Genomic DNA, 21786 nt, shown 5'->3' with positions numbered 1-21786 from the left:
AAGTCAGTTTATATTTAATGAGTAGATAGATAATAATGAGTAAGAATATCTTGTTGTGCATGTTGCTTACGGCTTCATCTTCAGTTGTCGCTGAAAAGTCGTATTTCTTTGATGAAAAAGATGGTCAATTCGATTTAGGTTACCATTTAGCTGAGAATGCATATGGCTTTCTGCCAATTCCTGTATTAATTACCGAGCCTGCCGTGGGCATTGGTGGGGGTCTTATTGGCTTATTTCTTCATGAGTCAGAAGAGGAAAAAGAGCATCGCAGGCAGCAGGCTTTAAGTTCTATAGACGGGGGGGCTCAGCTTATTCCTGCTGCGATGACAATGGTTGGCGCTGGTGGTACTGCAAACGGTACCTGGTTTGCGTTGGCGGGGCACCGACACTCATGGATGAATGACAGTATTCGATACACCGTTATTGGGGGGGCTGCTAATGCCAACCTAGAAATATATACCCGTTTAGGCGGGCTTTTACCTCCTGAAAATGCAATACAGTTTGATACCACGACGGAAGCACTTTTTGCATTACAAAAAGTGCAGTTTAGAGTTGCTGGTACGCCCCTGATGCTGGGTATGAAACAATTGTGGACAGAGTCTAGCGTTAGTTCTTCCAATGCGTTAGTTGATTGGATCCTACAAAACACATTGGGGGATAAAAGCACCACCTCAGGTTTAGGGTTACTTGCTGAGTACGACACCCGCGATAATCTGTTTTTTCCTAAAAAGGGCTATAAATTCTCTGCTGAATATATGTTTTATGATCAGAGTTTAGGCTCTGATACTGACTATCAAACTTTGGGGGTATCTGGTGAAATGTTCTTTCCTTTTTCAAAGCATTGGACCTTTGCGCTAGCGGGAAGTTTTGATGAGTTGTATGCCGGAGACACCAGTTTATCGCCGACGACTAAACCTTATGTGGATCTTAGAGGCGTTGCCGCTTTTCGCTACCAGGGCGAACAAGTAGGCGTTATTCAATCGCAATTGATGTATCACATTGATCATCGATGGACGGTATCTGCATTTTATGGCTATGGTATAACCAATGATGAGTCTGTTGAGCAAAGCGGCGGATCAGTCAATGCGTACGGTGTGGGCTTTAGATATCAACTGGCACGGCGCTATGGCATTCATATGGGGATAGACCTAGCCACCAGCGGTGACGAAAATGCTATTTATTTTAAATTGGGTTCAGGTTTTTAGTACTTCTAGCTTGCTGATTGTAGAAGGTTAGGCTGGCAGCCCCAAACGTTTTAGTTCGCTATTAGTTTTATCAAGCTACGCTTTCGCTTCGCCCACACAAGAGCCGAAAGGAAAAGTGCTTGTCCCCGCTATTGATTACATAAGAGTCAAGTTCTCAGCGCCCCGGCGATATTTAAACAGTAAAATTTTCAACGGAGGGCGAGATTGTTGTCTGTTCGATTGGTGACTTAAGTGTACCTGCAGATTTTACTGCATGTGAAGATGTATCGGGTTCAAAGCCTCTAATGCCAAGAGTTAGTGCTTTGATAACCCAGTGCAGTGGTAACTGAGGCTGTCAAAAATATCGATGTTTTTGTAGAGTTTACATGGTGAATTGTGTTCCATACAGGATTTGGCATTTCCTCCACTCTTGGAGGTCAGAAGTATTAGCAGCGAGCCTCAGTTACCTCTGCACGTAAGCCGACCGCAGGTCATTGGAACTACCTTTGGCGGAAGATAACTCACTTTTATCCAATAGTGAGTTAGCGCTTAGTGAATGTGCACATTGATGATCTCTTATCGAATTCTATAGTTAACTTATAGCGATAATTTTTACATTGGACGCTTTTACTTCTATGTTAACAATGTAGTGACGCCAATTATTGAATAAGGAAATTGTATGCTTGAGCAGATCACCGCGATGCTCGCTTTGTTGGGGGTTTTATCCCTTTTTTGTCAATGGCTTGGCTGGCGACTTAGGCTGCCTGCCATTTTACCTTTGTTACTCTGTGGACTACTGCTTGGGCCAGCTGTTGACTTTTTAAACCCAGATGCAATTTTTGGCGATCTACTATTCCCGATTATCTCGTTAGGTGTGGCGGTGATTTTGTTTGAAGGCGCGCTGACGTTAAACTTCAAAGAGATCAGTGAACATGGAGGCATGGTAACGCGTTTAGTCACTGTAGGCACGGCTATCACATGGGCGTGCATCAGTGTGGCAACGCATTATCTGTTGGGGTTTGATTGGCTGATGGCTATCCTGTTTGGCGCATTAGTCGTGGTGACTGGGCCGACGGTTATCGTGCCTATGCTGCGTAGTGTTCGGCCTAAAACAGAGCTTGCGAGTATTTTGCGCTGGGAAGGTATTATTATTGACCCTATCGGCGCCATCCTTGCGGTGTTGGTGTTTGAATACATAGTTGTCGCTGCCGATCCCACTACTCACGTACTGCATGCATTAGGGGCTATGCTCGTGGTTGGTTTGGGTTTTGGTGCATTAAGCGGTTATCTAGTGGGATTAATTTTGCGGAAAAACTTGCTACCCCATTATTTGCGCAACACCGCTGTACTGACCTTAATGCTTGCGGTGTTTGTCGGTTCTAATTTATTGCAGGAAGAGGCGGGATTGTTGTCAGTGACTGTGATGGGGATTTGGCTGGCGAATATGAAAGGAGTTGAGATCAGCGATATTCTCGAATTTAAAGAAACGCTAACGGTACTGTTGATCTCAGCGTTGTTTATCCTACTCGCGGCCAGACTTAATGCCGATGCACTATTAAGTCTGGGTTGGCAGGGTTTAGCGTTATTAGCGGTAGTGATGCTAGTCGCAAGGCCGCTGAGCATTTGGTGCTGCGGGATCGGAACCTCTCTATCCAGTGGCGATAAATGGTTTTTAAGTTGGGTAGCACCGCGCGGTATTGTGGCGGCAGCGATCTCTTCATTGTTTGCAATTAAACTCGAAAAGGCGGGTGTTGAGGGTGCTGAGTTGATTGTGCCTTTGGTGTTTCTAATTATTATAGGCACAGTGGTGATTCAGAGCTTAACGGCTGGCCGCTGGGCTAAAATATTAGGAGTGACCGCAGGCTCTTCTCAAGGCTTACTCATTTTTGGCGCATCGCAGTTTTCACGTGCACTGGCTAAAACCTTAGTGTCGAAGGGGGTGACTGTACTGCTTGCTGACAATAACTGGGACAATATCCGTTTGGCAAGAATGGATAATGTTCCCGTTTATTTTGGTAACCCTGCATCAGAGCATGCTGAGAACCACATGGATATGAGCGGGATAGGGCGAGTGTTAGTCATGTCGCCCTATCGCCAGCTTAACCCATTAGTGAGTTTTTACTTTCAAGACGTGTTTGGCGGCGAAAAAGTCTACGGGCTCAATAATAGTGATAGCAGCAATGGCAGTGCCAGGCATCAGTTATCGGAGTCATACCTGAAGCGTTTATGCCTATTTGGCGATGTGGTGTCTTATTCAAAATTGGCCAGTTTGATGGCTAAAGGCGCCACAATAAAAAGTACTAATCTAACTGAAAACTTTGATTATTCGATGTTCATGCAGCAATACGGTCAAACTGCAATTCCTTTGATTTATCTGCAAGAGGGTAAAGTTAAAGTGGTTAGTGCAGCTGATACAACACTGAGCCACGGTGTGGAGTTAATCAGTTTAATACCTGCCGATGCTACAGTTGTTGAGTTGAGTGCCAAAGAGGCTTAGTTGTTTTCACTCCATTAAAAAAGCCAGTCGAGATCACCGACTGGCTTTTTAGTTGTAGCTTGGACTTCTTATGCTGCTTGTTCCTGTTTAGTAAACTCAAGCACGCGGGCTTTTAACTCTTCAGGGTCAAAGTCATCGACATTGATAGATTTCATACGCCCAATCTCAGCACGCTCTAATAACGCGACTTCATCTTCGCTCAGTACACCTAATGCTTTGCCTTCAGCTGCTATCTTATCTAACCACATAAACGGTAGACGCTTACCTGCAGCTTTACAGACTTTGTCGTAGATAGGCTCTGACGCCAAGATATCCTTAAAGGTTTGCTCTTGAATACCTACAGGGTTGTGCTCGCTTGGTGTCCAGAACTGGCCCTTACCCATGCGCTCACGGCTGGCACAAGGTGTTTGCATGATCTTAGCAACTTTATGGTCAAGCACGTCAGTAGGACGTTTTAATGGACGACCAAATGGGAAGATAATGGCACGCAGTGGTAGACCTAGTCCCATAGGGAAGTTGTCCAGCAGATCATCGAGTGATGTTTGCAGCTTGTGCAGTGAATCTTCTACGGCCCATTGTACCAAAGGCAGGTCTTCAGATTGACGACCTTCATCTTCATAGCGCTTCAATGTGGCTGAGGCAAGATACAACTGACTGAGCAGGTCACCTAAACGAGCAGAGATGCGCTCTTTGCGTTTAAGGTTGCCACCGAGTGTCGCCATTGCAAGATCTGATAGTAATGCCAAGTTTGCGCTGAAGCGGTTCATTTGCTGGTAGTAACGCTTCGTTTTATCTGAATAAGGCGCGTTAGAGAAGCGGCTTGAGGTAAGACCTAACCAGAAGCTGCGGACTAAATTACTGGTGGTAAACCCGATATGGCCAAAGATAGCGGCGTCAAAATCACGCAGACCTTTGCTTGCGTCAGTATCAAACGCTGACTCCATCTCTGCCAGAACATACGGATGACAGCGAATTGCGCCTTGACCATAAATAATCATAGAACGGGTAAGAATGTTTGCACCTTCAACCGTAATGGCGATTGGTGCAGCTTGATAGCCACGGCCAAGATAGTTTCCAGGGCCTAAACAGACACCTTTACCACCGTGAATGTCCATGGCATCAATAACACAACCTTGCATTCTGTCGGTTAGGTGATACTTAACAATTGCTGAGATAACTGAAGGTTTTTCACCTAAGTCGATACCAGTGGTAGTTAAAGATGTTACTGCATCCATCAGGTAAGCATTACCGCCGATGCGCGCCATTGGCTCTTCAATCCCTTCAAGCTTACCGATAGGCAGTTTGAATTGACGACGAATACGCGCGTATGCACCTGTGGCTAATGCGGCAGTTTTAATTCCACCCGCTGAGTTAGAAGGTAGGGTAATACCACGACCAACAGATAGACATTCGACCAACATTCTCCAACCTTGGCCTGCCATCTCTGGACCACCAATGATAAAGCTAAGCGGAACAAATACTTCATTACCGCGGGTTGGACCATTTTGGAACATACAGTTAAGCGGGAAATGCCTGCGGCCAGTTTCAACCCCTTCAATATCAGTAGGGATAAGTGCACAGGTGATGCCTAGCTCTTCCTGCTTACCCAGTAACTGGTCTGGATCGCGAAGTTTAAATGCTAATCCTAGAACTGTCGCGACTGGCGCTAGAGTAATATAGCGTTTGTTCCAAGTCAGTTTCATACCTAGCACTTCTTCACCTTCCCACTGGCCTTTACATACGATGCCGAAATCTGGGATTGCGCCTGCATCACTACCAGCCTCTGGGCTAGTTAATGCAAAACAGGGAACTTCTAAGCCTTTTGCAAGACGCGGTAGGTAGTGATCTTGTTGAGCGGTAGTGCCGTAATGTTGCAGTAATTCGCCTGGACCGAGTGAATTAGGTACACCGACGGTTGATGCAAGTTCGCTGCTTAAACCTGCAAGCTTTTGTAGGACTCGCGATTGAGCGTAAGCTGAATACTCTAAACCGCCATATTTCTTTTTGATAATCATGGCAAAGAAACCATGATCTTTTAAATACTGCCAGATCTCTTCTGGTAGATCAGCTATCTCATGAGATACTTGATGTTGGTTAAGCATCTTACACACTTCTTCAACAGGACCGTCTAAAAAGGCTTGCTCTTCAGCACTTAGGGTCGCTTTTGGGTAGTTGTGAAGTTTGCTCCAATCAGGTTTTCCTGCAAATAAGTCGGCTTCCCACCAGGTTGTACCTGCTTCAATCGCTTCTTTCTCTGTGGTCGACATTTCTGGCATGATCCCGCGGTACATTTTTAGTAGTGGGCGAGTAATCACATTTTGTCTGAAAGAGCTGAGGTTGAGCGGTAGGGCGATAACAAGAAACGCAACCCATAAAAGCGGGCTGATAACTGCAGTACCTGTGCCGATCGCCATTACGATAGCGGCACCTATGGTTGCAGTGAGTAGGGAGACTCTTAGATAGGCAAAAGCGCCTATGGTAAAAATCATCGCCAGGATCCAAAGTAGGGTAGTCACTGTAATTCTCCTTTTAGTTGTGACTTATCACTTGCAGCGAGTCACTTATTTGCGGGTCTACTTCACAATTATAGCCTGTGGTCAGACCTGTGTCTCATAAAATCTAAACCCAAGTCAGCTTTAATACAAGCCTTTTTCAAACAAATGTTTAAATATTTTGTGTTAAGGGAGCATTCCACTATGCGTAGCAACTGGGTAGAATGGGAACATAGAGTTGTAGCTTATTGAATGGGATTAAGATTAATGTGTGAGTTGCTGGCGATGAGTGCCAATGTACCAACTGATATTGTATTTAGTTTTACAGGCCTTGCCGAAAGAGGCGGGGTAACCGGACCACATATTGACGGTTGGGGAATTACTTTTTATGAAGGTAAAGGTAATCGTACATTTAAAGATGCACGCCCAAGTAGCGAATCCGATGTTGCAAAGTTAATCAAATCCTATCCGATTAAAAGTGAAGTGGTGGTGAGCCACATAAGACAAGCTAACCGTGGTGGTGTGTCTTTGGAAAATACTCACCCCTTTACGCGTGAGCTTTGGGGACAGTATTGGACTTATGCTCATAACGGTCAGTTAAGTGATTATCAAGATAAGTTTATCTCTGCACGTTTTAATGCGGTGGGTGATACCGACAGTGAGATGGCATTTTGCTGGATTATGGATAAAGTGGTTGAGCAGTTTGGTGATAAAGCACCTGATGATATGCAGCAAGTGTATCGCTTTATTGCAACCTTAGCGGACGAGATCAGAGCCCTGGGCGTGTTTAACATGATCTTAAGTGACGGTGAACACTTAATGAGTTATTGCAGTAATAACTTGTGTTATATCACTCGATGCGCGCCTTTTGGCAAAGCTAAACTGATTGATACCGATGTGGTGATTGATTTTAATAAAGAAACGACCCCTAACGATGTGGTGACCGTTATTGCCACTCGTCCACTGACAAAAGATGAGCAGTGGAATGTACTTGCTGCTGGAGAGTGGAAGCTGTTTAAAAAAGGCGAGTTACTGATAGGCTAAGTTTGAATATGAATCGCCATTAACCATCGGCAAAAGTAATCGGTATATAAAAGGCAGCTATTAAGATCATAGCTGCCTTTTTGTTGTTACAGTTTTACGATTTTCAATTCGTGATCAAAACATAACTTAATGAATATTCGTAATCACTGCACTGGCGCCATCTATTACCATTTGCACACCGATAACCGCCAAAATAAGTCCCATTAAACGCGTGACTATACTTAAACCGCTTTCGCCAATGGCGGATATAATCTTTGATGAAAACACAAAGCAGATAAAAGTAATGAGGCAGAGTACTGCAAAGGAGACCACAGTTAAGGTTATTTCTTGCCAACCACCAGCTGCCGAGTAGTTCATCGCTGTAGCTATGGTGCCTGGTCCTGCAAGTAATGGTACGGCTAGCGGCGAGATAGCGATATTGTCATCTGAACTTGCCGCTGCAGTATGCAACTTAGAGCTTTGTCCATGTAACATATGATAACCGACAAGAAACACCAAAATTCCACCCGCTATACGCAATGCTGGCAGCGATATGCCAAACAGGTGGAAAATGGTTTTACCTAAAAATGCGAATAAAACTATGATGACGAAGGTAATCATTAGTGATTTAAAAGCAATCTTTCTCTGCTCTATATTGCTCATTTCGGCAGTTAGCCCTGCAAAAACGGTTGTGTTAGCAATAGGATTCATGATTGCAAAAAATGCCATAAATACGGTTAGTAAGTGTTCAACGAATTGGTTCATTAGTGTTTTTTCCTGTAAAAATAAATACTAACAGTTATTTTTGGCAGAATACGCGATTATTTTAGATTTTACTATCAGTGGTTTACTGCTTTTCTGAGCACGATTATGTTGCTCCGTTAATCTTGGTCGAGGAACTGCAGCGCAATCGCATTAAACTCATCTGTGATAGTTAAGAAACAATCAACCATGCTGGGATCAAAGTGGCTGCCACGCCCCTTGGCAATAATAGCGACTGCTTTTTCATGGCTAAATGCGGGTTTATAAACCCGTTTGCTAATTAGGGCGTCATATACATCTGCTACCGCCATTAATCTGGCTGATAAAGGAATAACGTCTCCGGCTAAACCTTCCGGGTAGCCTGAGCCGTCCCACTTTTCTTGATGTGAATAGGCAATCTCTTTGGCAAAGACTAAAAAGTTATCCGCCGCATCCATCGACTTCTCGGCAGCGATAATTGCATCACGACCATAGGTGGTATGTTTTTTCATGATCTCAAACTCTTCGTCTGTGAGCTTGCCGGGTTTGAGTAAAATATGATCGGGAATACCAACTTTACCAATATCATGTAAAGGCGCTGATTTATACATTGCAGTGATCGCTTCAGGCGAAAGTTGCTGTTGATATTGAGGCTTTTTCGCTAATGCTTGTGCTAAGACTCGCACGTAATGTTGGGTGCGACGAATGTGATTGCCTGTCTCTGGATCGCGTGATTCTGCTAGGGCTCCCATTGCTACCATGGCGACATCTTGTAATTCAGCTAATTGTTTGGTGCGCTCAATGACTCGCTCTTCAAGAATTTCATTTTGCCGCTCCATTAAGTCTCGAGAAGCCTTTAACAATAGGTGGTTTTTCACTCGCTCTTTTAGGATCGCTGGGCTGATAGGCTTAGTAATATAGTCAACGGCGCCGAGGGCTAAGCCTTTGGTTTCATCGTCCTCTTGTACTTTTGCGGTTAGAAAAATAATTGGAATATCTTTAGTTGAATCTTGAGCTTTGAGCTGCTGGCATGCTTGGTAACCATCCATTTCCGGCATCATGACGTCAAGCAAGATGAGATCGGGTTGGCGCTTTTCAATTATTTTTAACGCCATCTTGCCGCTCAATGCAGCTTGAATGAGGTAGTCTTGGGACAATATTCCTTTTACGACTTCGATGTTAGTCGCTGTATCATCAACGGCAAGAATTGTAGCTTTCTTTACATCGACCATTGTTACATTCCTTTATTATTGGTTTTAGTTAATGACATTAGTGGTTAGCTAATGTTTCTAGCAGTTGTTTAAGTTGTGACTCTGCGGTTTCAAAATCATATCTACTCAATGTATCAAGTAGTTGTTCTGCATATTGTTGTACGCTTTCGGGAAGCCGACAATCGAGCAAGGCTTCAATGCTGTCGGTGGCTGCAGAGTCAAAATCTTCGATCTGAATCTCTATTATCTTGAGCTGCTTAACAATATTTTCAGTCGTTTCTTGATCATTCTGCTCGCGAGTGTCTTTCGCTTGATGTAATGCCAACAGCTCATGGGTAAATGTTTTAATGAGTATGGCTGCTTCATCAAAGTCGTACTGTGACAATGCTTGATACAGTGATTTGCTCACTTGTGAGTCGCTCGCGCCTTTAAGTTGCTCAAAAAGGCTATCTAAACTGTCAACGGCCGTACTATCGAGCAGTTCTATTTGCTCATTAAGCGTATCGAGTCGTTCAACTAATTCAGTTTTGGATATATTGCTACTCTCTTTTTCGGTATTGGCTCTGTTGAGCGCTTGCTCAATGGTTATGAGCATTTTACTCAACAGTGTTTGGCACTCATTAAGCAGCAATTGCAGATCGGCATCAATAGCACACGTCGCGGCTTGTTTTTGTTCGTTCAGTGTGACCTCAATTTGTTCAGCGACTGGTACCACAAACATTGCACCAATGTTGCCCGCTACTCCTTTTAAAGTGTGGATGGCTATAATGGCTGCATTAATGTCATTGTCAGTTATTGCTTTTAGAGTCGTGTCCACTGCGTTTGCTTGTGACAGAGCCACTTTGGCTAACATTTTTTTATAGGCTTTACGGTTACCTGACATGCGAGTTAATGCGCTGTCTACATCGAAATCAGTAAGTACGATCTCTGGCTCTTCAGTTTCCTGTTCAACAGTGTTTATTGGCTGTGGCAGTTCTTTACCCGTTGGTTCAATCCACTTAGCCAGTGTTCGATAAACCTCTTGCGGGTTGATAGGCTTGGGAATATGATCATTCATACCAGCGTCTAGGCATTTTTCTCGATCACCACTCATGGCGTTGGCAGTCATCGCAATAATAGGTATAGACCGCTTTTCTGGCACTAACCGTATTGCTCGTGTCGCATCGTAACCATCCATAACAGGCATCTGTATATCCATTAAGATCGCGTCATAGTGATTGGCTAGCGCCATGTCGACAGCTTCTTTACCATTAGAGGCTGTAGCGACTTCGATACCTGCCATGCTGAGTAATTCAGTTGCTATTTCCTGGTTAATTTCATTATCTTCAACTAGCAATAAATGTGCGCCGACAATACCTTTGGCCGCTGAAATATCGAGCTTGCCAGCAGTACTGATATTGGATTGAGATTTAGATTTACCCATTACAGCCATCACGGTATCGAGCAAGGTGGAGGCGCTAACAGGTTTAGTAATAGCGCTGTTCAGTTTGACTTTACCCGACTTTTTAAGCATCTCTTCGCGATCATAAGCTGTGACGATAACCAGCTTAGGCGGCGAAGTTAGGCTGCTGTCTTCTTGGATGGCATAACAAAGCGCGAGTCCGTCCATTTGCGGCATTTTCCAGTCTGCGAGTAGCAGCTGGTATGGGGTACCTTGACTGTCTGCGAGTCTTATTTTTTCAAGTGCTTCGCTGCCAGTTGCTGCAAGATCAGGTCGGAAACCCAAGCTTTCGGATAAGGTGAATAGAATTTCACGGGCAGCAACACTGTCATCAACAATGAGGATCGGCAGATCTAACAAACTTGTAGATGAGGCTTTTTCTGTGGTGCACTTAGTTGCAGCGATGGCAAATTTAGCAGTAAAAATGAAGCTACTTCCTTCACCGTATATGCTTTCAACCCAAATATCACCGCCCATCATTTCTGTTAAGGTCTTACAAATCGTTAAGCCCAACCCTGTGCCACCGTATTTTCGGGTGGTTGATGCATCCGCTTGGCTAAATGATTTAAATAGGCGGCTTTGCTGCTCAGATGTCATACCTATGCCAGTGTCTTTTACAGCGAACTCTATCATCACATGTTGTTCATTTTGCTCAACAGCACGTGCTCGAACGATGATCTCTCCTTCGTCAGTAAACTTCATTGAGTTATTGGCTAAATTAATCAGCACTTGCCCAAGTCTTAATGGGTCGCCAATAAGATCAACGGGTAGATTTGGCTCTACATCCACCAACAACTCTAAGCCTTTTTGCTGGGTTTTATGAGCAATCATCTGTACTAGGTTGTCAAAACTGTCATTGAGATTAAACGCGGTCGTTTCTAGCTCGAGCTTGCCAGCTTCAATTTTAGAAAAATCGAGGATATCGTTAATTATGCCCAACAGTGATTCGGCTGCATGTTGGATTTTAGAGACATAATCAGACTGTTTACGCGTAAGTTCAGTTTGTTGGGTCAGATAGCTCATGCCAATAATGGCATTCATCGGTGTACGGATCTCATGGCTCATATTGGCCAAAAAATCACTTTTGGCACGAGTGGCTTCATCTGCGGTTGTTACTGCGATCTCAAGCTTTCTGGCATTTTCTTTTTCAGCTGTAATATCAATGAAGTTACCGACTAATCCAGCAGGGTTATCATTACTGTCTTTAAAGCCCGTAACCCAATATAAAGTGTCATGAATTTTACCGTCGCCAAAGGGGATCCTCATCTCTTTTTTGAGAGTCGATTGGTTAGAGATGACCGTTGTATCCTCTACTTGATAAAGTTGACGGTCCTCTTCACTTAAGTAAGTTAGATCTGTCACTTTCAAGCCGACTAAGTCTTTAGATTCAACTTGGAAAATGTCTTCGTAGGCTTTGTTAAAGCCTAAAAATTTACCATCAGCATCTTTATAGAAAAGCGGGATAGGGACGGTATCAATTAGTAGCTGTTGGAATGTCATCTGTTCTGCCAAAGAGCGTGTTGCGGCTTCGGCTTTATGCATTGCCGCGTTTAACGCTTCAGTTCTTTCTTTTACCAGCTCTTCTAACTCTTTTCGTGAACGGGTTAGCGCTCGTGTCGCGCGGGTACCGACTCTAAGGGTGAACAGGGTGCTAGCAACCAATAATGCCAGCGAAATGAATACAATCGACCAAGCGGTATATTTAAAGATATTGATTAGCGCAAAAGACTCTTCGACATCCACTTCTGCCGCCAGTCCCATTCCCAAGTTTTCATCCCATAACCAGCTACCTACGACTTTAACCCCGCGGTAGTCCTTGTATCCATCCAAATTAAATCCAGATTTTTCATTTGATATCTGCGCTGACATTTGGGTTAACGGCCAATTGTCTTTGGGCGAGACCTTAGTTTTGCTTTTGAGTAAGTTGACTCCGGGGTTGGCTATACGAACATTTAATGATGCGTCTTGCTCTTGAGATATCAAGCCTATATCACGCAGTTGGCTTTCAAAACGCACTTTCGATAGCAGTAAACCTGACTTATCGACGGCATAAGTCTCGCCGCTATGGCCAATAAAGCCTGCAGAAAGTATTGAGGAGAATATGCCATTAAAGTTTACGCGTTTTGTCACTATAGCTATGACTTGGTTGTTTTTATTCACTACGGGTGCAGCAAAAAACATGGTAGGGGGTTTGTCATCGATACTGGCATTGAACTTTTCATTTAAGAAAACATCGGAGCGGATCGGCGGCACAAATACACTTTCGCCTTGCAGTACTTTCTCAAGTAGCCCTGGACGTTGCTGCTCAATGACGTTAAGCCCGCCTACATTTATGTCTCTTCTCGATGAGAGGCTTATCTTATCTGGTGCGATGATAAAGAAACCAAAAGAGCCTGGTTCACGTTCTCGCTCACTAAAGAAATTACGCACCTGAGATTGAATCGACGCTTCAACTAGGGAGCTTTTATCACGCGGGAGTACCAGCAATTGCTCAATTAGAGCAACTAACTCTTCATTTTGCCCCACTTGCTGCAAGCTATTTAGCTCGTAATCTACCCAGAAAAATAACCTTTGATGGGTCGATGTTAATAGGGTTTGCAAGTTGTACTCTATTTCACTACGTGTTTTTTGTTCTGCATTTTGTGTCACCAAAGCGATAACTGTAATCAGTACCGCAGAGAGTATGGCAAGCCCAATATAGATTGAGCGCTTAAACTTATTAGAGCTAAAACGTGTCGCCAACTCTTTATCATTTGCCTTTAGTATGCGCGAGCTGATCACTGTACCCAGAATAAAAAGTGCCAGTACAATAGCCATGATGATGAACAAAGAATCTAAGTACTCTGGTTGCTCATCCTGGAAAACTTCAGGATCCGTGGCTAACCAATCGTTTTTCGTAAGCATTAAATCTCTTAGCTTTAATGAATCAAGCCCTTTTTGTAAAACAGAATGCAAGATTGGGGAGCGTTTGGTGCTAAAAAGATGAACTGATGTTGGCGGAAAAATATCTTCATCAATGGCTCTAATTTGATCTGTATTTCCTTGTAGTCGCATAGCGTGCTGAATAGCAAGCTCTGAGTCGACCAAGGCATCTGCTTCTCCTGATAAAACTCGTTCTATGGACTCGTCTATACCTGCGGTTTCAAGAATAGTGATATTAGGATATAAGCTTTGTAACTTTTTCAGGCTTGTATAGCCTTGAGGCAGGGCAATGGTGGCGTTAGCCAGATCGCTATTGTTAATGAGGTGGGTATTTTTTGCTTTTACATGAAATAACTCGCGCACCAAAAAGAAAGGCGTACTGTAAGTACCAAATGCTTTGCGATCTTCTTCAAAATAGGCATCGGGTAATAAATCTATTTCGCCGCGCTTAAAAGCTTCTAGATTGCTATTCCATTCACCTTGCTTAATTTCTAGCTGTAGACCGGTGTTATTAACAATTTTATTGACGATAGCACCGGCTAGTCCTCCAATAGTGCCATCAGCTTGCATAAATAACATTGGTGGCCAGTTATCTATTCCTATGACTATCTTGTTTTCAGCAACCCATTTCTTTTCTTCAGGCGTCAATTCTGCGATCTGGCTTTCGCTTCCCTTAGCACTATCTACTCTGGCGCTAAGCGTATCAGTAAAGGTGATTAAATAGCTTAGATATTGTTTTTTTAGCTGATGGTATTCGTCACCGTTGATTAACGCCATTGCAAGTTTGCGGTTGTCTTGCTTAATCGCCTCGATCATATGGCTTTCTAACGCGACGAGTTTTGAATTGGTTGTTTCAAGCGCTTTTACCAACTTATTATCTTCTGGGTTTTGTCGTGATAAAAGCTGATTAATGAGCTTGGTGAGTTTGGGTTCGTTGAGGTGATAGCGATTTAACCATTTTTCATCACCTGAGAAGCCATAGCTTAGCACTGAAGAGGTAAGGATCTCGTCGTAATATTTAAGCTCTGTCGCGATATTTTTAATTTCCGCAGTGGTTAGTTGTTCTTGGTAACTCTGCGGTTGTTCAGTTGCATCAGCGAGCGACAAGAACAAATTAACAGTAAGTAAGATAAACAAAATGATGTATTGGACAGTAGAAGTTATCTTTATCTTTTGTAATAAGGGGGAGGGCATAATCCATTACCTTGTAGCGCCTAGTGAGAGCTAAGTTAAAACTACACGACAATAGTGTTTCTAACAAGATAAACAGCAGTGGTTTAGACTGGTTAAAAGTGGTTTTTTATATTGTTTATTATATGTTTATTAGTGCTATAAACTGTTATAGAGTGGCGTGGAAGTGGATTTGTTGTTCGGCGTGGCGAAAGTAAGATTTTATACAGAATGAGCGTGAGCATCAATTCGTTATGACTAGAAGGCTGTTACTCGTTTAATTGAAAAAGAGGGTGACCTCTAGTTCACCGAGGTCACATTATCTGAATGTTCAGCTGCTACTCCACTGGTATCGCTGACTGCTTGTTTAGGCGCGATAGTCACTGCCGTTTTTTGTGGTTCGTACTTGTAGTTAAGTAAGGTTATGTCTAGTTGTTTGCTACCCTTTTCAAAGTGGGTTAAGCGGATGGGTAAGTAACTTAATTCTGGTGCCATCCAGAAAAAAGTTTGCCTTTTGCTGCTATCGCGCTTCACCTCAAACTTTATGGTTTGGTAGCTGCCACTTTCTATGTTGACTCGCTCCTTGCCAACAATTTTAAAGCCGTAGTCATCAATTTCACCCTCCTTTACCATGGTGTAATGCAGTTCCTCTTTATTGGCTTCCATGTCGAGCCTAAATTGTAATTGCACCATGAGAGGGTCAAATAGCTGCTCATCGTAAGGGAACTTTGCTCGTTCATCTTTATAACGGCTGTGGACCACATTTTGCCCTTTGGCAAAGGCTATTTGTTCCCTAAAATTAGGTCCTGTGCCAGTTCTTTCTACTGAGTAACGCATCGGAATGAGTTGATCTCCTTCTAGCGTAAACTCACTACGAATATGGCGTTGATCTGACAGCATCAGTAAACTCACGTCGCTATCAAAACGGTAGCGGAATTGATCACCCTCGGGAGCCGCTAGAATGTAACGTGCTCGGCCAAGTTCAATACTGCCATAGTTAACTTGGTATTCAGCGGTGTGAGGTGTTAGAGGCGTAGTGTCAGCAATAACGATGTTGCTTGTAAACAGTAAGCTGACCGCAAATATAATCGATAATTTTCTAAACAAATACGTATCCTTTACATTGAGTTTAGTGCTTCAAAAGGGTATTGAAAGTACTAATGTTGCCATATCCGGTCGCCACTCGTGATCTGATAATTTCACTTTACCGCGATTGACCATAACTCCTTCACCGCGTAGTCGCTCCATTTGATCAATATAAGGTTGGGTGTGCTCTGCAAAAGAGATTTTACCCTGACTATTGATCACTCTATGCCAAGGCAGGGCGAGTGAATCAGGCGCTGCCTTTAGTGCTTTGGATACATAACGCGCTCGACCTGGTAACCCAGCTAAATCGGCTATTTTTCCGTATGAACTCACTTTCCCTTCTGGGATCATAGACACAATATGCCATATTTGCGTCATCGGTGAAGCTTTGATATCGCTTTGCATTAACCACTATCCCTAGATTTTATACTGATTGATATTTAATTCTATCGCTAATTTGTATCACTCGACAGTGCTTTTAAGGATTTTGAATGAGCTTAATTGCGTTACGTCTGTTAACGTTTTACGCGCATGCTGCGCACTTATTAGTGCATTGTAATATAAGGTAAAAGTTCTTGCTGACACTTGGTGCTGACGTAATAATAGCGCTTTTTTACGGTATATATCATGTCTATGCAGGTTTCCAAGCCTCTTGTTTGTTCATTGTTGCTGTCAACTTTTTCTGTACCTGCTTTAGCCGAACAGTATCGCCATATTGCTGATCCACTCTATCTTAGTGATTCGCTTTATGTCGGTTTTGATGGTGATGTGCTTAAAGTGGGTGGTAGTTTGGCCACTAGCCATCAAAAATTTACAGGCAATACTAATACCGGCGGCGATAAATGGCATCTTGGCTATTTGTACTCAGCTAACCAGTGGCACCTGCGAGCGTCGATTGATCATGGTAAAACAGACACTCCGGCTGGCAGAGCGAGTCATTATCAATATCAATTAGGATTAATGCATGAGCATAAAGGCTGGCTAAACAGCCAAGTCTTTACAGAGCTGGCGGTTAACCACTTGGCGGTTAAATCCTACACCGATAGCACTGCAGCCAATGCCAGTATGACAGTACTTAAACCTATCACAGAACATTGGTATAGCGAATTGTACGTCAGCGCGAATGCTGGTATTGACGGCGTTGAGCGTTTTGATGCTCGCGGCTGGTTGGCCATGGGTTATCAAGTTAATCCGCAGTGGTCATGGGTAATACGTTATCAGTATGATTGGGAAAAGCTTGAACAATATGAAAGCGATGATACTCAGTGGGTGTTTGCGGTACGTTCGCAGTTCTAATTTAGATAAAGCCCGCGTAAGTATTATTTGCGCGGGCTTTAAAATGACGGTTTAGCGCCTATATCACGTTAATTGGCTTGAGCAAGTTCGCCGTTAACCTCGTCTTGTGCTTGTGGTGTCACGCCAAATTTATGGAAGATGATCAAACCAAAGGCGGTGAGTAAGCCCAGTGCACCAATAATAAACCACATTAGATCTGGACGTTCAGCGCCTTTAGCAACTTCACTGTAAAGGTAGCCAGATAGCGGTCCTGCCAGTAAGAACCCAATCGCTGATGATACAAAGTAGTAACCCATGAACATGGCTTTTTTGTCATTGGGTGCAAAGCTTGCGACATATTCTTGGCTCTTTGGTGACGCAACCATTTCGCCAATAGAGAATACTAAAATAGATGTCAGTACCATCGCGCCGCCCATTACTGCACCATGTGCAAATCCGCCAATAGCAGTACCCAGTGCGAGAATAATCGTACCACCAACCAACACCGGTAGTGCTTGGAAACGTTCAACAAAACGGCTGATCAATAATTGCATCAAAACAATCGACAAGAAGTTAAGTCCAATTAGATATTCAGGGTTCACTTGGCGATAGTCATTAGCCCAGCTCTGAGCATATTGTGCAGCTAAGGCTGGGGTTTGGCCAATGGCGGTAAACGCTTGAGCTATTTCCACTGTAGGCACCATCACTTTTGCATGAACTAGCTCAAAATAGGCTTGCTTAGCGTTTAATGTGCCAGTACTGAACTCTTGCGCTAAGCGAGCTAACTCTGATTGCAGTAACGCGGTATCGACAGGAGCAAAGAATTGCTGCAAGTCAGGGTAGTTGGCTAGCATTAGTACCAGGTCGGTAGTGTCGACAAAGTCACGAATGTAGATAGGTAGGGTAATAAATATTTGCTGATAGACCATCCAAAGGCCAGATAGAATAAGCAGATAGATCACAAAAGGTTTATTACCTAAACTAATTTTTTGACCGTACCAAGGCGCGCCCTTATTAGAGGAAGCTAATCTGTCCCATATAAGATGCCCCGTGAACCAAGCTGCGTAGATGATTAACGTTGTTTCACCGGTAATCCATTTTGCGCCATAAGACATTAATATAATAAGCGTACCAAAAAATAGAATAGCGAAACGGGCGTTACCGAGTACTTCTTGGATATCGTTAAAGACCGCTTTGAGTGGCTTACCTTTTTGGCTGTTTTGATCTGTGGGTTCTTTGTAGAAAAACAGTGCAGGAATAAAGTTAAGCCCGATCCAAAATGCCGACATGATGAACACCCAGTCCCAACTAATAGCGCGCACATATCCAGCAACAAATGGCCCTAAGAACCCGCCGATATTCACCATCATGTAAAAGATCCCGAAGCCTAAACCACGGTTAGTATCATCGGTTGTTCGTGCCACGGTGCCTGTTACTACAGGTTTAAAACATGCGGCTCCGACCGCGACCCCCATAAAGGCAATAAAGAAACCAGTAAAGCTATCAACTTGGCCAAGTAAATAGTAACTGGGACACATAATCGCATAGGCGACCAAGAACATTTTCCGATAACCATAGCGGTCAGCGAGTGCTCCGGTTAGTACAGGGAAGAGGTATAAGAAGAAAGGGATCATTCCCTGTAGTAGTCCACGTTCTTGGTCTGAAAACCCGAGTCCACCTTGATTTTGTGGTGATGTCATATAGAGGGATGACAGCGCGAAGAAGCCATACCAAGCGAGTCGTTCAAATATCTCCATAGTATTGGCAACAAAGAATGTAGGGGGTAAAGGGGAGCGCACAGCTTGTGACATATTATTATCCGTATATTTTATACATTTCTACAAATATAACATAACTGATCCATTAAATGGACTGAATTGTCGGTTTATGAACTTTTTTAGAGAAAAGTCGCAGGGGGGAGTTATGCCAATTGTGAGCAACTCTTTAATGGAGTTAGTATTATGGCTGTTGATCTTCCGATCTTGGTTTTTGTTCGAGCTCAATGATTTTAGGGCAAGGCTGAGCGATGATGCTTAGCGAGCTAAGTGAAAAGTGGTAACGCCCGCTATGTTATCCCCGTTCTATCTGAAAATGCAGCTTATTTGTGGAGAATGACTAAACCCCATAGCTTCTGTTTTTCAACCTAGCTAATAAACTGCGGTCAAAACAACTGTGGAAGATCAACAGCTTCTTGTTTGAGTTTATAAAGCGAAATGTACTGATAGTTGCCTTTGCTGTTGATTCGGTCATAATAGCGCGAATTTTTTAGTTAATACTAGTGTGATAATGATATGGCAGTGTTAGAAATTTTAACGATCCCTGATGCTCGGCTTAAGCGTAAAGCCGAGCCAGTGAAAGACATTGATGCGGTACAGGGATTTATTGATGACTTAATTGAAACCATGTACGACACCGATGACGGCATCGGTCTTGCGGCAACACAAGTGGGTAGTTTACACGCAATTTTGGTTATCGATCTGTCTGAAGAACGTGATCAACCTATGGTATTAATTAACCCTGAAATTGTTGAGTCACGCGGTGAGTTCCAAGGTGAAGAGGGCTGTTTGTCTATCCCTGGTTACCGCGCGAAAGTGAATCGCCATGAAGGCGTTAAGGTCACAGCATTAGATCGCACAGGTGAAGCATTCGAAATTGATACTGATGAGTTTCTTGCGATTGTATTGCAACATGAAATGGATCATCTTAAAGGTATTGTGTTTACCGATCATCTGTCGATGCTAAAACAACAAATAGCGCTTAAAAAAGTGAAGAAGTTTAAATAGTCCATTGACAGCAAACTGTTTCGAGAACGCCCCTCTTTTTAGAGGGGCGTTTTTTTTGGGCTGAAACAACAGGCTTGTTATAGACCATGCAAACGTATATCGAATGCCACATGCGCGGTATTAAGTGATTTTTCCATGCCATATACCAATTGCATTGAAAGTTTGACCATTCAGCATTTTGCCCATTTTTTACTTCAGCCGCACTACGTGAGCCCTTCAGTCTTTCCACTTCTGCTTTGCATTGGCTTTAACCATTTGTTCCACAAGATGCCTTGAATGAAAGCTCTGAACTGAGCATATCTTTAATGGGATTGCTATAAAGCAATGCTTGCGATCTTAACCAAGATAATTATACTGTATGTATATACAGTATTTGTTGTGTTGGAATAAACCCAGTCAAATGTGCAGGTGATCCCTTCAAATAAATACGCTTTTATTACCACAAAAGGTGTAAAGATGGGGCATTCAAGTGCAAAGGCATATTCGATACTGCAAGATATAGCGGCATCAGAGCAGGTTGGCAGTACGCCGCTTTTAAAACCTGTTGCGGATAATGCGAGTTCATTGAGTCAATTATTGGCGCGGCAAGATATTTGGCGTGGGCAGCAGTGGCAACAGCAACAGTTGGGTTATTCAACAGGCTTCGCACTTCTTGATGAACACCTTGCAGATAATGGTTGGCCGCAAGTTGGTGTATGTGAAGTACTGTGTGAGGGGACCGGACAAGGTGAACTGAGTATGGTACTGCCCTTGCTCAGTCAGCTGATTGGCTATGATTTATCACCAACAAAAACCGCAACACAACAGCAAGATACCATGGTTATGCTGGTGGCACCGCCTCATGTTCCTTCTGCTCAAGCATTATTACAACAAGGGCTCGAATTAGCGCGTTTAATTTGGATTGATACCGAAGAGAGAAAAGAGCGTCTATGGGCTATTGAGCAGGCGCTTTCCAGTGGTTGTGTACCGCTAGTGCTGGCTTGGTTAGATAACCTTTCGACCACTGAAGCGAGACGCTTACAACTAGCAGCAGAGAAGGGCGAGTCGTTATGCATGCTCTATTTACCAAGCCGTTGTGCACAGCAGTCACATCCAGTTAATTTACGTTTAGCACTGCAGCGACAGCATTTTTCGGCTAGAAATAGCGTTAATCACCACAGTGCTCATCATGAGTATGCAGACTCAAGTACTGCTGCGCCCACGTTGAAATTGGTACCTAAACAAGCCGCGTTAACCCAATTTTTAAATAGCCACTTAGGTATGACCGAGGTCAATATTATTAAACGTAGAGGAGGCTGGCCTAGCCCTATGTTGAGTTTACCCTTGCTACCGCCACACATTAAGGAAAGCCTACTTGGAGTCGATGTTTACCCGATGCAAAATACCTTATTGAAAGAGAATAGTGCTGTGCAGTTGCACAGCCGCGAACAGTTTGCTCAAGTCCCTGTTGAGACGTTATCGATGAGTAATGAAGAAGGGCTTGCCGATTATAGTGTGGAGTTTAGTCAGCCACTGTTACCGATTACGGCTAGTTATCAGCATGTATTTATCTATGTGACAAATGCGAGTATCGCCATGACAACGCTGACGATAGCCACAACTAGCACAGGTCTTACAAGGCGTCGTACAGACAATCGCATTAAAGAGCACAATGACGCTAATCAGCAACGGGTTTATCAAGACTCGGCACCGGAGCAAGAGTCTGCTTTATTTCTTGAACCTATACGCAGATTAAGCTTACAAGCTACAAGCTCTCTTAAACGCCCTTTTAGTGAGTTTGTGCAGGGCTCCATTGAACAAGGTGACGAGCTTGCCGCTCCCTCGTTCTCCAAGATTGGAAATTACCCTCAAGGTACACTTGAAGGCGCAGCGGTTAGTTCTACTGTTGATTTATGGGTTGAACCTTCTTATAGCTCGTTACCGTCTGTACGCAATTTTTCTCACAAGATCCATTAAAAAGG

Annotated in this window: 13 protein-coding genes; 6 read left to right on the top strand and 7 right to left on the bottom strand. The window is 43.5% G+C overall.

The features are described 5' to 3' along the window. Positions 1 to 35: 35 nt before the first annotated feature. Together AB4135_RS11835 and AB4135_RS11830 are read left to right on the top strand one after the other, a co-directional pair. A complete protein-coding gene (locus AB4135_RS11835) occupies positions 36 to 1205 on the top strand; it encodes a BamA/TamA family outer membrane protein (protein ID WP_371993072.1) in 1170 nt (389 codons plus the stop codon). Positions 1206 to 1863: 658 nt separating this feature from the next. Then, positions 1864 to 3681: a cation:proton antiporter gene (locus AB4135_RS11830; protein ID WP_371993071.1), complete on the top strand. Its 1818-nt coding sequence runs from the start codon at positions 1864 to 1866 to the stop codon at positions 3679 to 3681. 68 nt (positions 3682 to 3749) lie between these two features. Here the strand turns inward: AB4135_RS11830 and fadE are convergent, their stop codons facing one another. Next, positions 3750 to 6197 carry an acyl-CoA dehydrogenase FadE gene (gene fadE / locus AB4135_RS11825; protein ID WP_371993069.1) on the bottom strand — a complete coding sequence of 816 codons (2448 nt, stop codon included), beginning with the start codon at positions 6195 to 6197 and terminating at the stop codon, positions 3750 to 3752. A 243-nt stretch (positions 6198 to 6440) separates the two neighbouring features. Here fadE and AB4135_RS11820 point away from each other — a divergent pair, with 243 nt between their 5' ends. Beyond that, positions 6441 to 7217, top strand: coding sequence for a class II glutamine amidotransferase (locus tag AB4135_RS11820; RefSeq protein WP_371993156.1), 777 nt, complete (start codon positions 6441 to 6443; stop codon positions 7215 to 7217). 126 nt (positions 7218 to 7343) lie between these two features. Here the strand turns inward: AB4135_RS11820 and AB4135_RS11815 are convergent, their stop codons facing one another. The 5 genes from AB4135_RS11815 to AB4135_RS11795 all read right to left on the bottom strand — a co-directional run bounded on the left by AB4135_RS11815 (position 7344) and on the right by AB4135_RS11795 (position 16172). After that, a complete protein-coding gene (locus AB4135_RS11815; RefSeq protein ID WP_371993067.1) occupies positions 7344 to 7961 on the bottom strand; it encodes a MarC family protein in 618 nt (205 codons plus the stop codon). A gap of 116 nt (positions 7962 to 8077) precedes the next feature. Beyond that, the gene (locus AB4135_RS11810; RefSeq protein ID WP_371993066.1) at positions 8078 to 9169 is read right to left on the bottom strand and encodes a two-component system response regulator; all 1092 of its coding nucleotides are present in this window, start codon (positions 9167 to 9169) and stop codon (positions 8078 to 8080) included. 37 nt (positions 9170 to 9206) lie between these two features. Then, the gene (locus tag AB4135_RS11805; protein ID WP_371993064.1) at positions 9207 to 14705 is read right to left on the bottom strand and encodes a response regulator; all 5499 of its coding nucleotides are present in this window, start codon (positions 14703 to 14705) and stop codon (positions 9207 to 9209) included. Between the two features lie 276 nt (positions 14706 to 14981). Then, positions 14982 to 15788 (bottom strand): DUF3108 domain-containing protein, encoded by an 807-nt coding sequence (locus AB4135_RS11800; protein ID WP_371993062.1) that lies wholly within the window; start codon positions 15786 to 15788, stop codon positions 14982 to 14984. A gap of 30 nt (positions 15789 to 15818) precedes the next feature. Beyond that, on the bottom strand, positions 15819 to 16172 hold the full coding sequence (locus tag AB4135_RS11795; RefSeq protein ID WP_259649875.1) for an MGMT family protein: 354 nt from the start codon (positions 16170 to 16172) through the stop codon (positions 15819 to 15821). Between the two features lie 222 nt (positions 16173 to 16394). On the opposite strand from AB4135_RS11795, the gene AB4135_RS11790 reads away from it, so the two are divergent. Then, positions 16395 to 17063, top strand: a complete 669-nt coding sequence (locus tag AB4135_RS11790) for a hypothetical protein (RefSeq protein WP_371993060.1) — start codon at positions 16395 to 16397, stop codon at positions 17061 to 17063. Between the two features lie 68 nt (positions 17064 to 17131). Here the strand turns inward: AB4135_RS11790 and AB4135_RS11785 are convergent, their stop codons facing one another. After that, the gene (locus AB4135_RS11785; protein ID WP_371993058.1) at positions 17132 to 18853 is read right to left on the bottom strand and encodes an MFS transporter; all 1722 of its coding nucleotides are present in this window, start codon (positions 18851 to 18853) and stop codon (positions 17132 to 17134) included. 480 nt (positions 18854 to 19333) lie between these two features. Here AB4135_RS11785 and def point away from each other — a divergent pair, with 480 nt between their 5' ends. Then, positions 19334 to 19825: a peptide deformylase gene (gene def, locus AB4135_RS11780; protein WP_371993056.1), complete on the top strand. Its 492-nt coding sequence runs from the start codon at positions 19334 to 19336 to the stop codon at positions 19823 to 19825. A 456-nt stretch (positions 19826 to 20281) separates the two neighbouring features. Continuing rightward, complete coding sequence (imuA, locus tag AB4135_RS11775; RefSeq protein ID WP_371993054.1) at positions 20282 to 21781, top strand: translesion DNA synthesis-associated protein ImuA; 1500 nt, start codon at positions 20282 to 20284, stop codon at positions 21779 to 21781. Positions 21782 to 21786: the final 5 nt, after the last annotated feature.

Source organism: Shewanella sp. 10N.286.54.B9, assembly GCF_041468565.1.
In the GTDB taxonomy this organism is placed as follows: Bacteria; Pseudomonadota; Gammaproteobacteria; order Enterobacterales; family Shewanellaceae; genus Shewanella.
This window is presented reverse-complemented; position numbering and strand designations above follow the sequence as displayed.